Source organism: Asaia sp. VD9, assembly GCF_037150015.1.
Lineage (GTDB): Bacteria > Pseudomonadota > Alphaproteobacteria > Acetobacterales > Acetobacteraceae > Asaia.
This window is the reverse complement of record NZ_JBBCQM010000001.1, coordinates 182,988-197,058: the sequence shown is the minus strand read 5'-3', so window position 1 is coordinate 197,058 and position 14,071 is coordinate 182,988. Positions and strand designations below refer to the sequence as shown.

At 61.9% G+C, this 14,071-nt stretch carries 15 protein-coding genes and 1 tRNA gene; 8 read left to right on the top strand and 8 right to left on the bottom strand.

The window, feature by feature from the left end; genetic code table 11:
• Positions 1 to 68: 68 nt before the first annotated feature.
• Positions 69 to 1,622 carry a murein biosynthesis integral membrane protein MurJ gene (gene murJ, locus WFJ47_RS00915; protein WP_336760248.1) on the bottom strand — a complete coding sequence of 518 codons (1,554 nt, stop codon included), beginning with the start codon at positions 1,620 to 1,622 and terminating at the stop codon, positions 69 to 71.
• Positions 1,623 to 1,859: 237 nt separating this feature from the next.
• Between murJ and WFJ47_RS00910 the strand changes: the two genes are divergently transcribed.
• Positions 1,860 to 2,495: a LysE family translocator gene (locus WFJ47_RS00910; RefSeq protein ID WP_336760246.1), complete on the top strand. Its 636-nt coding sequence runs from the start codon at positions 1,860 to 1,862 to the stop codon at positions 2,493 to 2,495.
• A gap of 113 nt (positions 2,496 to 2,608) precedes the next feature.
• Here WFJ47_RS00910 and WFJ47_RS00905 read toward each other — a convergent pair whose 3' ends face one another.
• Positions 2,609 to 3,097: a glutathione peroxidase gene (locus tag WFJ47_RS00905; protein ID WP_127101256.1), complete on the bottom strand. Its 489-nt coding sequence runs from the start codon at positions 3,095 to 3,097 to the stop codon at positions 2,609 to 2,611.
• Between the two features lie 178 nt (positions 3,098 to 3,275).
• Between WFJ47_RS00905 and WFJ47_RS00900 the strand changes: the two genes are divergently transcribed.
• The 3 genes from WFJ47_RS00900 (at position 3,276) to WFJ47_RS16520 (ending at position 5,984) form a co-directional block, all read left to right on the top strand.
• Positions 3,276 to 4,517, top strand: coding sequence for a nucleoside transporter C-terminal domain-containing protein (locus WFJ47_RS00900; protein ID WP_336760243.1), 1,242 nt, complete (start codon positions 3,276 to 3,278; stop codon positions 4,515 to 4,517).
• A gap of 84 nt (positions 4,518 to 4,601) precedes the next feature.
• Positions 4,602 to 5,519 carry an aquaporin gene (locus WFJ47_RS00895; protein ID WP_336760241.1) on the top strand — a complete coding sequence of 306 codons (918 nt, stop codon included), beginning with the start codon at positions 4,602 to 4,604 and terminating at the stop codon, positions 5,517 to 5,519.
• A gap of 171 nt (positions 5,520 to 5,690) precedes the next feature.
• Positions 5,691 to 5,984: a superinfection immunity protein gene (locus WFJ47_RS16520; protein WP_408868597.1), complete on the top strand. Its 294-nt coding sequence runs from the start codon at positions 5,691 to 5,693 to the stop codon at positions 5,982 to 5,984.
• Positions 5,985 to 6,133: 149 nt separating this feature from the next.
• On the opposite strand, the gene WFJ47_RS00890 is transcribed toward WFJ47_RS16520, so the two are convergent.
• From WFJ47_RS00890 to hemC, 5 genes are read right to left on the bottom strand one after another with little or no spacing between them, the layout of a single operon-like run.
• Positions 6,134 to 6,844: a TylF/MycF/NovP-related O-methyltransferase gene (locus WFJ47_RS00890; protein ID WP_127101250.1), complete on the bottom strand. Its 711-nt coding sequence runs from the start codon at positions 6,842 to 6,844 to the stop codon at positions 6,134 to 6,136.
• Between the two features lie 41 nt (positions 6,845 to 6,885).
• Entirely contained in the window at positions 6,886 to 7,851 is a 966-nt protein-coding gene (locus tag WFJ47_RS00885; protein WP_336760238.1) for an NAD(P)H-dependent glycerol-3-phosphate dehydrogenase, read from the bottom strand.
• Positions 7,848 to 8,681 carry a 23S rRNA (adenine(2030)-N(6))-methyltransferase RlmJ gene (locus tag WFJ47_RS00880; RefSeq protein WP_336760236.1) on the bottom strand — a complete coding sequence of 278 codons (834 nt, stop codon included), beginning with the start codon at positions 8,679 to 8,681 and terminating at the stop codon, positions 7,848 to 7,850. The genes WFJ47_RS00885 and WFJ47_RS00880 overlap by 4 nt, the downstream gene beginning before the upstream one ends.
• Positions 8,678 to 9,439 carry a uroporphyrinogen-III synthase gene (locus tag WFJ47_RS00875; RefSeq protein ID WP_336760234.1) on the bottom strand — a complete coding sequence of 254 codons (762 nt, stop codon included), beginning with the start codon at positions 9,437 to 9,439 and terminating at the stop codon, positions 8,678 to 8,680. The genes WFJ47_RS00880 and WFJ47_RS00875 overlap by 4 nt, the downstream gene beginning before the upstream one ends.
• On the bottom strand, positions 9,432 to 10,550 hold the full coding sequence (hemC, locus tag WFJ47_RS00870) for a hydroxymethylbilane synthase (RefSeq protein WP_233581975.1): 1,119 nt from the start codon (positions 10,548 to 10,550) through the stop codon (positions 9,432 to 9,434). The genes WFJ47_RS00875 and hemC overlap by 8 nt, the downstream gene beginning before the upstream one ends.
• Before the next feature lie 79 nt (positions 10,551 to 10,629).
• On the opposite strand from hemC, the gene tsaD reads away from it, so the two are divergent.
• From tsaD to WFJ47_RS00855, 3 genes are all read left to right on the top strand, one after another.
• Positions 10,630 to 11,718 (top strand): tRNA (adenosine(37)-N6)-threonylcarbamoyltransferase complex transferase subunit TsaD, encoded by a 1,089-nt coding sequence (gene tsaD, locus WFJ47_RS00865; protein ID WP_336760231.1) that lies wholly within the window; start codon positions 10,630 to 10,632, stop codon positions 11,716 to 11,718.
• A 127-nt stretch (positions 11,719 to 11,845) separates the two neighbouring features.
• Positions 11,846 to 12,040: a hypothetical protein gene (locus tag WFJ47_RS00860; protein ID WP_336760229.1), complete on the top strand. Its 195-nt coding sequence runs from the start codon at positions 11,846 to 11,848 to the stop codon at positions 12,038 to 12,040.
• Between the two features lie 135 nt (positions 12,041 to 12,175).
• A tRNA-Ser gene (locus WFJ47_RS00855) sits at positions 12,176 to 12,265 on the top strand.
• Between the two features lie 357 nt (positions 12,266 to 12,622).
• Here the strand turns inward: WFJ47_RS00855 and secB are convergent.
• Positions 12,623 to 13,141: a protein-export chaperone SecB gene (gene secB / locus WFJ47_RS00850; RefSeq protein WP_127101238.1), complete on the bottom strand. Its 519-nt coding sequence runs from the start codon at positions 13,139 to 13,141 to the stop codon at positions 12,623 to 12,625.
• Between the two features lie 225 nt (positions 13,142 to 13,366).
• Here secB and WFJ47_RS00845 point away from each other — a divergent pair, with 225 nt between their 5' ends.
• Complete coding sequence (locus WFJ47_RS00845; RefSeq protein ID WP_336760635.1) at positions 13,367 to 14,056, top strand: Tim44/TimA family putative adaptor protein; 690 nt, start codon at positions 13,367 to 13,369, stop codon at positions 14,054 to 14,056.
• Positions 14,057 to 14,071: the final 15 nt, after the last annotated feature.

Genomic DNA, 14,071 nt, shown 5'->3' with positions numbered 1-14,071 from the left:
TCAATCGGCTCCACCGGTTCATGAGGGACTTCATATCCAAGCGGGGTGGTGTCTTCTATCGGGCACGCTCAGGCCGTGCGTCCGCGCCGCGTTAGTCTCCTCAGCAGGCGATCGGGCTTGGCGATACCGCAGGCCCAGAGCAGCGCCAGGTAAATGATCCCGGCTATCCCTATCAGCAGGCCCAGCATCATCGCGCGCATCAGTCCGTGCCACATGACCAGGCCAGGTGCGATCACGCGCGCAAGGATGAGCGTCAGCACCGCCATGACCACCGAAGCCATGAGGATACGCAGCATGCGTCTGATCAGCGCCGCATCGGGGCGAAAAACGGCGCGTCGATGCAGGATGACCGCGAGGAAACCCAGATTGACGATGGCTGCGATCGTACTTGCCAGAGGCGGGCCGACATGAGCGAGCGGCTTGTACAACAGCAGGTTGAGCGCCAAATTCAGGGCGAGGGTCAGAAAGCCGATACGTACCGGCGTTCGGGTGTCACCATGGGCGAAGAAGCCCGGTGAAAGCACCTTGATCAGAATGAAGGCAGGCAGGCCGAGCGCATAGGCTCGCAGCGACTGGGCCGAGGAGAGCGCGTCCTCGGTGGTGAAGCGTCCATAGCCGAACAATGTCGCCATGATTTCCGGCGCCAGGGCCAGAAGCCCCAGACAGGCAGGAAAGGTCAGGATCGCCGCATAGTCGATCGCGCGGTTCAGGGTCTGCTGGCCGCCCGACACGTCTTTCTCGGCAGCATGACGGGTGAGCACGGGGAGCAGGGTCGTCCCGGCTGCCGCGCCCAGAACGCCAAGCGGCAACTGATTGACCCGGTCCGCAAAATAGAGCCAGGAGATCGATCCTGCCGGCAGCAGGGTCGAGATGAGCGTATCCACCGTAAGATTGAGCTGTGTCGCTCCGGACCCCATCAGGCCAGGCCACAGGCGGCGCAGCATGGCGCGCATCTCGACCGTCAGTCTCGGGCGAGGAAAAGAGAGGCTGACGCCAGCCCGTCGTACTGACCAGAGCAACAGGCCAAGCTGGACGAAACCGGAAAAGGTGATGCCGTACGCGGTCCAGCTCGCCGTGTCCTCGAAGACGAGCGCGCCAAGCAGAATGGCGATGATCCCGACGATATTAAACGAGACATAGGCCCCCGCCGCCATGGAGAAGCGATGAAGCCCGTTCAGAACTCCGGCCACGAGGGCCGCCGTGCAGATCAGGATCAGATAGGGAAAGGTGATGCGCGTGAGCCGGACCGCCATCTCGAAACGCCCGCCCGCATGATTGAATCCGGGCGCGATGATCTCGATGATCCACGGCATGAATACCTCGCCCAATATCGTGAGGGCGAGCAGCCATGCGCTCAGGCAGCTCAGGGCCTGCGATGCAAAACGCGTGGCATCTTCCTTGCCGTGGGTGGTGAGACGTTCGGTGAAGAGCGGGACGAAAGCTGCGTTGAAGGCGCCTTCGCCAAACAGACGGCGAAACATGTTCGGAAGACGGAAGGCGATCTGATACGCGTCCTGCACCGGCCCGGCCCCGAGGAAGGCGGCAAGAAGCTGGTCACGCACGAGGCCAAGAACTCGGGACAGCATGGTCCAACCACCAACGGTGATCAGGTTACGGAGCATTCCTGGCTTCCAGTCGCGTATCGAATAAAACAGGGTGCCTCTTTAGACGCAACCCTGACGGAGCGCCATGGGGCGGTCAGACAATGGCGGGGCAGTGATGGCAACACTGAGGCAATCCCTCTATCTGCGCAGGGAGCAGGGCAGCCATGTCTTGGTGTATCGCTGCTTGCCGGGTCAGGCTAGCGCTTCTAAGGAGAGCCCAGCCCCCTGAAATGATCGCGAGGAGCCTGCGCATCCATGAGCCCCATATTGCTGTCTCTAACGAGCTTCGTTCTCGCTGCGGGTGTGTTTACTCTCGTTCCCGGTCTCGACACGGCTTTCGTGCTCAGAACCGCGACCGTGTCAGGTATGCGCGCGGGGTTCTGTGCGGCACTCGGGATAACGATCGGGCTTTTCATCTGGGGCGGCGGCGCGGCATTCGGTCTGACAGCCCTCCTGGCGGCATCCGCGCTGGGGTTCACCATCGTGAAATGGGCGGGGGCCTGCTATCTCTTCGTAATGGGGATGAAGCTGCTGTTTCAAAGCCGCACTGCGCGTCTAGAGAATGGCGCCGTTCGCCCCGCGAGAATGAGTGGCTGGCACAGTTTCCGGCAGGGGCTTCTGACCAATCTCCTGAATCCCAAGGTCGGTATCTTTTTCATCACCTTCTTGCCCCAGTTCATTCCCCATGATGTCAATGTTGTGCGGTTTTCGCTCCTGCTGGCACTCATACAGGTGCTCCTGACCCTGAGCTGGTTTTCCCTCCTCATTCTCATGACGGCGCCGCTCGGGGCCTTTCTGTCACGCCCTCGGGTCGTTCGCTCTCTGGATCGGGCGACGGGCGGAGTGTTCATGGCTTTCGGTTTCAAGCTCGCCCTGGAGCGTCAGGGGTAAAAAAGCCTGTCACGACGTCCAGCCCGAGCTGTTTCAGCGCTGTTCGGGCAACCGGATGGCATGACCAGGCGTGTAGCGAAGCTGGAGAAATTCTGGCGTCATTCGCCAGATGATCAGCGATCCATCACCGCGCGCATGACGCTGGATTTGAGGCGTCCGGAATCCGGCGCAGCAAGCGGGGTAAACCACTTGAGCAGCTTGCCCTCACGCGACACGACATATTTGTAGAAGTTCCAGCGCGGCAGGGAGAGGAAGCCTCCCTGTTCGGCCAGCCAGCGGAAGAGCGGGGTCGCCTCCTTTCCCTTGACCGTAGATTTGGCCGCCATGGGAAAGCTCACGCCGTAATTGCGTGAACAGGTGGTCTGGATTTCGATGGCGGTGCCGGGCTCCTGCTGACCGAAATCGTTGCTTGGCACGCCGAGCACGACAAGCCCGCTCTTGCCATAATGGCTCCACAGATGCTGCAGCCCCTCATATTGCGGGGTAAAGCCGCATTGTGATGCGGTGTTGGCAATCAGCACGACCTTGCCCTCGAAATCGGCCATGGAGATGGGAGAGCCGCAGAGGGCGGGGATCTGGAGATCGTAGAAACTGGAGGTCATCAGGGAGTCCGTCGCATTCTGCAGGTGAGGCTTGCCTATTATGTGGCTTCGGGCTGGACAGAGCGCAAGCATGCCGACACAGTTGCCCCTTCCTTGCGCGAACGTATTGTTCTATCGAACCGCCTCCATTGTCCCCGGAGCTGTTCGGGCGCCTGGTGCAAGAGGAGTTGGCGCATAGATGTCGCTGCGCGGTTTGATCGGTATTGCGGTGCTCCTTGCCCTCGGGGTCCTGTTGTCGAGCAATCGCAGGGCGATCGATTACAGACAGGTTGCCGTGGCACTCGCGTTGCAATGTGCCATCGGGGCTCTGGCGCTTTTCGTACCCTGGGGGCGGCGCGTGTTTGGCGCCCTGGCCGACGGGGTGGGGGCGGTTCTGTCTTACGGTCAGGTAGGTACGCATTTCCTGTTTGGCGGTCTTGCCAGCCCGAAGATGGAGTCCGTTTTCGGACAGGACAGTTTTGTCTTCGCCTTTCAGGTTTTGCCCGCGATAGTCTATGTCTCGGCGCTGATCGCTCTGCTCTATCATTGGGGGATCATGCAGGCTTTGGCCCGGGTGATCGGACAAGGGCTGCGGCGTCTGCTCAGAACTACACCGATCGAATCCTTCTCCGCCGTGATGACCGTCTTTCTGGGCCAGAGCGAGATGCCGGTGGTGCTGCGCCCCTATGTCGGCACGCTGCGCCGCGCGGAGCTTTTCACGATCATGAGTTCCGGAACAGCCTCGGTGTCGGGTTCGGTGCTCGCAGGATACGCAGGCCTTGGCGTGCCCATGCACTATCTGCTCGCGGCTTCGTTCATGGCGATCCCGGGCGGGCTGTTATTCGCCAAGCTGCTCTGGCCGACCCCCGAGGACGCCCAGGCTGGTCACGAGCCCATGCCCAGAGCCGTTCTCGAGACGACCGGAGTTTTCGACGCCTTGGCCGAGGGTGCGATGAGTGGCGCGCGTGTAGCCTTTGCCGTAGGCGCGGTGCTTGTCGCGTTCGTCGGAATTACGGCGCTGATCGATGGCGTTCTTCACGGCCTTGGGGGATGGCTCTCGATGCCTGGGCTCAGCCTTTCCTCCATTCTGGGTGTGGTCATGGCGCCACTGGCCTGGCTCATCGGCATCCCCTGGTCCAACGCCTTGTTGATCGGGGGATTTCTGGGTGAAAAAATCGCCTTCAACGAATTCGTGGCCTATGTTGGCCTGTCCCCCCTGATTCACGATCACACAGTGTCAGGCCATGACCTGGCTATCGTGTCCGTTGCGCTCTGCGGTTTCTCGAATTTTTCGAGCGTTGGCATTCTGATCGGGGGGTTCGGTAGCGTGGCACCCGAACGCCGTGCCGAGATCGCCGTGATTGCGTCGCGCTGCGTCATCGCGGGGACCCTCTCGAATTTGATGAGTGCGGCCATCACGGGGCTTTTTATTGCGGCCTGAGCTTGCGGAAGTCAGTTACTGCACCACGCCCTTTGAGCTTGAAGTGCTCGCGGGGCGGGACAGAACTGGAGAAAGACGCAGCCCATGGCGGGAAATGCCACCGCAGGATCGGATCTGAGAGCTCTCTATCCCCATCCTCATGACCGGCCCTTACTCGGCAAGCCCGCTCCCGGGCGGGAATTGCATCCCCGACTCTATGTCTGCGAATTTTGGGCCACGGCGCTGCTCATGGCTTTTGGAGTGAGTTCGAACGTCGCGTTGGGTGCGCCCCTCAGCCCCGTTCATCGCGCGCTTGCCGACTGGCCGAATCTGCTCAGCGCGCTTGAAGGCCTCGTATTCGGTCTGAGTTCGACTCTCGCGGCGCTTTCTCCCTTCGGGCGCGTCAGTGGCGCGCATCTCAGTCCGTCCATCAGTCTTGCCTTTTGTCTGGGCAAGCGCCTGACCGTGACAGACACCGTCTTTTACATGCTCTCGCAGATTTCCGGAGCCGTTCTCGGCACCGGGCTGGTCGCCGCGAGCGCTCTCATATGGCCCTTATGGGGGCGATGGTGCGCGGCGGACCATTTCGCGGCGACAGCGCCATCGCCTTTCGTTCCCCCCTGGTGGGCGATGATCGGGGAGATCAACACGACTGCCATTCTCGTGGCTGTTGTGCTGCTTTGCGGTGCGCGTCCCGCGCTCCGCCCTTTTGCCGCCTGGGCCTCAGGGCCGGTGTTTTTTGTGCTCAATCCGTTCGAGGCCTGGCTTTCGGGAGATAGCACGAATCTGGCGCGCAGCGTGGGACCTGCGCTCTTTTCCGGTATCTGGCAGGATTTCTGGGTCTATCTCATCGGTCCCTTTGCGGGCGCCGCGATCATGCTACTGCTGATACGTGCCGAGGCTTTTGGCAGGGTGCATCTCCATGAGGCACGTCTGTCCTATTTCGGGCATGACGGGCGTGCGCCCTACTTCTGGTCCCGCATGCTGCGGCGGCCTCGACGCGAGCGCAAAACCCGTGACTGAGCCCGAGTGCGGAGGCCGTGTCTTTTCGGAATGCACGGTCTCTCACGCCCGATGAGGCGATGAAGGCTGTGGCAACCCGGAGGCTTTCCTGTCGGGCGGACACGAAGTTCTTGCGCGCGGGAAAGAGGACCGGCTACTCATTTCGTAACCAATACGAAAAGGAGGGCCATCATGTTCCAGCCATTCTGGGTCCGTATGTGGCATCCCCAGTCCCCGATCGCTTTCGCACTCTGGGGAATGTTTGGTGTTCTCTGGGTATTTCTGCCCACATTGGTCGCGACTCTGCGTCGACATCCTAACATGAGAACGATCGCGCTGATCAATCTGGTCTTTTGCTGGGAGGTGGTGCTTTGGACCCCGCTCATGGCATGGGCCTGTTTTGATCGGCAAGGAGAGGTCATTCTTGCGCGGTTCAAGGGTTTTCGCGAACGGATCGGACGCAGAAATCGCGATAATACGCGATAGATCGGGCGGAGCACGCGTTGCCGCGTATGGTCCTCGTGACCCCGCGTGCACGGTCGGTCGGCGCGGTGTTTCCCGCGCCGTTGCGCTGCTAGCAAACCAATCAGGGTTAACCGGCGCGGAAATCCCGCGCTGATGAAGGCCGGGGCAGCCTAGCGCGGCTGGGCGCTGCGAATGATCATGGCCTGGGTCGTGGGGAGTTCGATCACGTGCTCGGGTTTGTCGGCGAGAAATTCGGCGAAGGCCTGGGATACGCCGTCGATGATCGAATAGTCATGGGTAAGGATGATCCCGCCAGGGATCATGCGTGGGTAGAAATATTCCAGCCCGGCCAGTGTCGCCTCATAGAGATCGACATCAAGATGCACGAAGCTGTAGCGCTCTTCGCCAAGGTCTCGGGCGGAATCCGGAAAGAATCCGGGATGGAATGCGACGTTCTCATAGCCCGCCAGCTTGCGCTGCACACTCTCAAGCGTGCCGCAGAACTCACCTCTCGCAAATACCTTGCCCTCTTTTCCCTTCGGTGCAGGCAACCCTTCGAACGTGTCGAAAAGGTGAAGCATGCGGTGACCCTTGACCATGCAGAGCAGCTCCGCCGAGGCCCCGCGATACACCCCGAATTCGGCTAGATCGCCCTCATAGACAGATTGCGCATGGGCGAGTTCGTGCAGGACGAAGGCCTCGTCACTGCTGAGCAGGGAATCAGTGCCCTTGCGCGCCTTGTCCAGGCGTCGCAACGTGACCGGGTGCTTGTGCCCCCCGAGCAGCTTCATCTGCATCGCGCTGTGCAGGCCGAAGGTCAAAAACCTTACGAAACGGTTCCGGCTGACAAAGCGGCGCATGGCTTCGTTGCGCATCCACATTTCTTATTATCCTTTTCCGCTTTCTGTGCCGCGTGGGAGTGTCATTCGACGGTGATCGGGCGTTCGAGCAACAGGCGTCGTGCCTGAGCCAGATCGATCCGATCATCGAGAAACGCGGCCACTGTCTCGACGATAGGCATGGCGATACCGAGCTTCTGCGCTGTCGCAGCCAGGGAGGGCGCGGTAGAGACGCCCTCAGCCACTGTGCTGCGCGTGCGCAGGATATCGGCAAGCCGCATGCCCTGACCCAGTTCGAGCCCAAGGCTGTAATTGCGTGAGCCAGCGCCGGTGCAGGTCAGGATCAGGTCTCCCAGTCCGCTGAGTCCGGCAATCGTGGAGGCGCGGCCCCCAAGCGCCTCGGCCAGGCGACCGATCTCGACGATCGCCCGTGTAATCAGGGCTGCGCGGGCATTTTCGCCAAGCCCGGCGCCAATCGCGATACCGGCGCCGATGGCGACCACGTTTTTCGCGGCACCGGCAATCTGGACGCCAATCGGATCGTCACTCGCATAGAGGCGAAAAGCCGGGGAGGAGAGAGTGGCCACGTAATGGCGGGAGGCCCCAAGCGAAGCGGCAGCGATTGTGGCGGCCGCAGGCGCACCGCGCGCGACCTCGATCGCGAAATTCGGCCCTGAGAGAACAGCATGCGGGCGTTCGGGCTGGGTCTGGGCGAGGATGTCGAGAGGGAGTGCGCCTGTTCCCAGTTCGAGGCCCTTGCAGCACGCGATGAGGGGAGACGTACCCGGGAGGCGGGGGGAGATATCACGTAGGGTCTGCATAGGCACGACCAGCAGCGTCAGATCAGCCTCATGAGGAAAGTCGGAGGTGACGCTGACCGCATCGGGCAGGGTGATGGCTGGCAGGCGTGGCAGATTGCGACAGGATTCAGGGACAGGAGAGCGAGACCACAGGGTTACACGCGCACCGGCTCTTGCGCTTGTGCACGCGAGGGCGATCCCCCAGGCCCCTGCGCCGATGACGGCAATATGAGGAGGGCTTCTGGTCATTCTTCGGCGATCCGTGTGATTTCCACGCTGCCCGCGCCATCCGGGGCGAGAACTGGCAGAATTGCCTCGAGAAGAGCGCGCGCCTGCTCGTCGAAGCGATAAGGCGGGGCGGCCACGAGCAGGCCGCAGCCATTGAGGCGGGTCGGATCTGTAGGCGTCCGCAGCAGCAGGCTGCAATCGAGCAGATCCTTCACCCCGGCATCGCGTAGGGTGTCGTGAAAACGCCGCACTGGGGTGCGATGCTTGATCGGATACCATGCTGCAACGATGCCCATGGGAAACAACCGCCGCGAGCGAACAATGGCTTCGGCCAGACGATCGAACTCATCGCCTTGCTCGAAAGGTGGATCTATCAGCACCAGGCCACGCTTGAGGTCGCGTGGAGGCAGAAACGCCTTCAGCGCGGTATACCCATCGCGCGCATGGACGGCGACCTGAGGGTTGAAGCGGAAATTTCGTCGCAGGGTCCGTGCGTCCTCGGGGTGCAACTCGCAGCAGATGAGACGGTCCTGCGGCCTCAGAACCGAGGCAATCAGGCTTGGCGAACCCGGATAGAGCTTTGGTACGCCGAGCCCGGTCATACAGCGCAGGTAATCGACCAATTCCTCAGGGCCATCGGGGAGGCTTTCGAACCGACCGATCCCCTCGCGCCATTCGCCCGTCTTTTCGGCCTCGGTGGCACTCAGATCATAGATCCCGCATCCTGAATGGGTATCGAGCACGCAAAACCCGGCGGGCTTGCGCAGCAGATGGCGCAAGATGACCAGGAGCAACCCGTGCTTCATCATGTCAGCAAAATTGCCGGCATGATAGGCGTGACGATAGTTCAAGGCGTGTCTGGCCTCCAATCCTGAGTATGTCCGTGAAGAGGAAGCGGGCCGAGCAGCCGCAAAAGGCTATTCTGGTCCGGTTGGGATGCAATGGCAATTTCGCCGAAAGGCGCCTGATGCAGCACCGATGCGATGCGGCTGGACAAGGCGAGCGCCCTGACCGAGCGCAGGAAGGCCCGGTCTGACCCCAGAGCGTTCAGAAACGCGGCGGCTGTGACAGCGGAATAAAAGAGGATGGCGGCAACGCGTTCCTCGTGAAGCAGCGCTCGGGCATGCGCCGTTAGAGCGGCCTCAGACTCTGCGCGATAAACGACGCGTCTCTGCACGCGCCACCCTCCGGCGCGGAGTTGCGTGGCCAGATCCGCTCCGAGGTTTCGTCCGGTTGCCAGAAGCAGGGACCGCTCATGGGAGGGCTGCGCCTTGTCCGCTCGGCCAAGATGAGGGATCAGGGACTCTGCCGTACCTGAGGCATGATCGACCTGCACGAAACCCAGAGTCCGGGCGCGCTCTGCCGTTTTTGCGCCGACCGCCGTAAGGGGGATATCGAGTGGAACCGAGGCGCGCAGGGCGTCGAGGCTCTGGCCGCTGGTGATCACGACGCGGTCAAACGTCCCGGTTGCACGGAGCGGGAGCGGGATGATACGCAGCATAGGAGCGACGCAGGGCGTCCAGCCCAGGCGCTCGAGCGCATGACAGGTATCGCTCAGCCCCGGCTCGGGCCGTGTGACGAGGACGCTGCGTTTTGCGGCGTCAGCCATGATCCTCGAAGATATCGGCAGGAGAGTCCGCGCGCAGCGAAAGACCGAGTTCGCGGCCAAGACGCAGCGCCTCTGTCGGCTCGCCGCAAATCTCGCGCCTGAGGTGGAAGGAGCCGTCTTCTCGTGCAACGAGCCCGGTCAGAACCAGCTCGCGATCACTGAAATGGCCGCGCCCGGATGGCTGGGCCTTGGCGCGCAGCCTGGCATAACCGCCGATCGGGGTGCGGCACGAGCCATCGAGGACCTCGAGCAGGGCGCGTTCGGCAGTCGCGACGGCGCGGGCTTCCGGATCTTCGATGGCCGAGAGCAGATCGAGCAACTCACGATCCTCCTCGCGTACCGTCACTCCCACAATGCCCTGACCGGCCGCTGGTGTCATGAGTTCAGGATCGAGAATGAGATCGGCACGATCTTCCATGCCCAGACGGCGCAACCCGGCAAGCGCCAGCAAAGTCGCATCGCAGGCACCGCCCGCCAGCTTGTCGAGCCGTGTCTGCACGTTACCGCGCAGCAGCCCGAAGCGCAGATCGGGGCGACGATGCAGCAACTGGGCCTGACGCCGCACAGAGGCGCAGCCGATGGTCGCGCCGAAGGGCAAAGCGTCCAGCGGCGAATGTCCGGCGGCGACGAGAGCTTTCGCCTTTTCACGCAGCGCGGGGCTGAGGATGAGCACATCGCGCGCATCCTCGCGCTTAAGCGTACAGGCCAAGGTGAGCCCCGGCGGCAGCACCGTCTCCAGATCCTTCAGGCTGTGAACCGCAAAATCGATCTGCCGGGCCAGGAGGGATTCGTGAATTTCCTTGGCAAAAAGACCTTTGCCACCGATTTCGGCCAGGCGGCGCGACTGGACCTGATCCCCTGTCGTATTGATGGGGTGTTCCTGAAACGCGCCCATATCGCGCAGGACCGGGCAGAACCGGGTGAGGCGCGTCAGAAAGGCACGCGTCTGCACCAAGGCCAGCGGCGAGCCACGTGTGCCGACGCGCAACGGCAGAGAGTGCCGGGAGGAAGGCGGATGAGGTGACGCCTGACGACGCATGGCTTCGGCAGCGACCTGCTGCAATTGCAGGCTTTGTAACATGGGTGCGTCGGGCATCGTCGTCTGTTTCATGGCCGCTCTAGCTACTCCTTCGTGCTGGCTGTGAAAAGAGACGGCTCGCCTCTGGCGTTGCATCGCGTTATCAGAGGCGATGGCTAATTTTCCCCTCTTGGCCCCCATCCTGGCCATTGAATCAAGCTGCGACGAGACGGCCTGCGCCATTCTGACCCCCGAGGGCGAGGTCCTGGCAGAGACCGTTCATACCCAGGCGGACCATGCCGCTCTCGGTGGGGTGGTCCCCGAAATCGCAGCGAGAGCCCATTTGGGCCTGCTTCCGACCATTTTGACTGAAACGCTTGCGAAAGCAGCGCTTTCGCTGGGTGATATCGGTGCCTTTGCGGCCTGCACCGGCCCCGGCCTGATCGGTGGACTGATCGTCGGGAGCAATTACGCAAAGGGTCTGGCCGTGGCGCTGGATCGGCCCTTCATCGCGGTCAATCATATCGAGGCCCATGCACTGACTGCGCGGCTGCCGGGTATCAGCACTGCCGAAATTAAATTTCCGTATCTTTTGCTTCTCGTCTCGGGCGGTCATTGCCAGTGCGTGGCGGTGCACGGCGTCGGCGCCTACCAGAAGCTGGGGGGCACCATTGACGATGCGGCGGGCGAGGCCTTTGACAAGGTGGCGAAGTTGCTCGGTCTGGGATGGCCCGGTGGTCCTGCGCTGGAGAAGCTGGCGCGCGAAGGTCGCGGCGATGCCGTGGCACTCCCCCGTCCGCTCATGGGGCGGGCAGGATGCGATTTCTCATTCTCGGGTCTCAAGACAGCGGTCGCGCGACAGATTGCACCTTACGGTATGGATGCTCTGCCCAGGGCGGTGGCTGCCGATATCGCGGCGAGCTTCCAGCGCTCGGTCTGCGATGTCATCGCGGATCGGGTCCGTCATGCCATGGCGATGCTGCCTCAGGCGCAGTCTCTGGTCGTGGCCGGGGGGGTGGCAGCCAACCAGATGATCCGTGCCTCGCTCGAACAGATCGCTCATGAGGCTGGTGTGCCTTTCGTTGCGCCTCCGCTGCGCCTGTGCACCGATAATGCAGTCATGGTGGGTTGGGCCGCTCTCGAGACGCTCAAGGCGTATCATGAGGCTGGCGTGGAACTGGCGGATGGTATCCCCGTGGCACCCAGACCGCGTTGGCCGTTGGAAGAGGTGGCAGCCCCCACCGATCTGGTCACTTCCTGATTGTCGATCGGGCGCGCCATGCAGCGCGCAGACTTGCTCTGTACATCCCGTCCGCACAAGAAGAACTGATTCGGCGTCCCGGGATGCACCCTGCTAAAACAGGAGGCATCAAGGCAGGGGAGTCGAAATGACCAAGGAAGACGACGCGTGGTTTCATGTGGATGAAGAGGCAAGCGCGATCGAACGTTCCGCGGGGATCCCGGAACCTCGTCATTCTGCGCGTGGGTTCATTCTGTCTATTTTCCTGCCCGTCATTCTGATGGGAATATTTCTGCTGGTCTTCTTCTGGGTCATCATTTTCCGTTTTCGCCTTCTCGGATAAAACGACATCCGCAGCTTGGCGCGGCTGAGAGACAGGCTGGCTTCCCGTTGCTTTATCCGTCCCCCCTTGCGTCATGATCCGAAACCGGGCAAAGAGGCGGCGCCTGTCGCGAGATGCATCGATTTTCGCGCTGCAGGAGAGGTGGCCGAGTGGTTGAAGGCAGCGGTCTTGAAAACCGCCGTGCGTGCAAGCGTACCGTGGGTTCGAATCCCACCCTCTCCGCCATATCCCCAATGAAATGAGCCTGTGTCCGTGAGTCGTGCGTTGATACGCCGTGCTGCCATGATGTGCCTGTGTCGGCGTTCGGCTCACAAGTCAGATGAACGTGTCACGGGATAGGGACCCAGCCCGGAAAACACCGGGCTTCCGAGTGTTGGCTGCGGGTATCGACACGGGCTTTTCCGCTAGGAGGATTTTGGATCCGGGTGGCACGACCCCAAGCTCTGATGCGTCGATTGGCGCGTAGGCTTTTTTGGGGAAAGCCGCTTTCGGAGGACCGTTGCGCGGGAGAATTCCTGGCGCGAACCTGATTGTCAGGGATCGGCGGTGTGCCGGGAGGACAGGCCTCCCGGACGATCCGGATCAGGCGTTGCCTGCGGTTTCCGGGAATTGCTGGGCGCGCTTGGCCTGCCACAGCGCCACGAAATCGATGGGCTGCAGAACGATCGGCGGGAAGCCGCCATCGCGCGTTACATCGCTGATGATGCTGCGAACATACGGGAAGATGAGGCGCGGCACTTCAACCAGCAGGATCGGCTCGACCAGCTCGGCAGGTGCGTCGGTCAGGGTCACGATGGCGGCGTAGGTCAGTTCGGCAATGAACACCGTGCGGCCCGCAGCACCACCCTCGGTTTCGGGGGCTTCCGTGGCTTCGGCGCGAATGGCAAGGGCCACTTCGAATACAGGCTGTGCCTCTTCCAGGCGATTGGCCTGAACATCGATATTGACGGCAATCTGCGGTGCAGAGCGCAGCGTTGCGAAGATCGCGGCACCAGCCGGAACTTCGAAGGAAAGATCCTTCGTGTATTGCAGATTGACCGACAGGGGCAGGGCTGGCGGGTTGCCCTGGTCGTTGGCCGGGTTCTGGGCAGTATCGGACATGAAGCCTCGCATTCAGAGTCGTGAAGACACAGCCAGGCGTGACTGTATCCTGTGTTCTTTCGCGGTAGCATGATCACCGGCACTCGCCAACAGCTAGGCGGGCAGGCGCGATTGTGACCGTGTTTCGGGCGTGGGTGGCGGGTAAGGGTGTTGTGCCACGCTCCTTCCCGCACTACCAAGGGACCGTGCCTGTCCGGAAAAGAATAGCAAGAAGCTGAAATCGTGATGTCTGTCCTTTCGAACATACCGTACGACATCGTTATCTTTGCGCTGCTGACCCTTGTGCTGGTCTGGCGGTTGCGCGCCGTGCTTGGGCGCCGTGTCGATGTTGGCGGCCAGTCCGCGGGGCCTCTTCCCGTCTCGCTACGGCAGGACAGGCGCGAGGATTCTGCTACTCCCCCGCCTGTGGAAGAACCGGGGGCGAGGCTCGATATCCCGCAGCCGGGAACCCGTGTTGGGCAGATCCTGACGGAAATCGCGGGCGCGCAACCGGGCTTCAAGCCTGACAGTTTTCTCCAGAACGCCCAGAAGGCCTTTCGGGACGTGGTGACAGCCTTCGCCATGGGTGATCGGGCCAAGTTGCAGGTCTATCTTACCCCGGGAGCCTATGCCGGGTTCGAAGCCGCGATCACGGAGCGTGAGGAAGCCAAGCAGCAGCAGCGCACGGAGATTGTCGGTATCAACAGCCTTGCGATTGTCGATGCGTTTTTCACCCGCTTCGAAGGATGTGAAAAGGCGCGTATCGACGTGCAGATCGTCTCGCGCCAGATCAGCATTCTGAATGATGCTGGCGGGCAGCCTCTTGTCGGCACGGAATCCGTCACCGAATTTTCCGATCTCTGGCAGTTCGAGAGCGAGGGCGGTCGCGATCTTCCCCCCTCGAGCTGGCATCTGGCCGCCGCGCGTGCGGCCTGAATTTCGAGCGTCGGA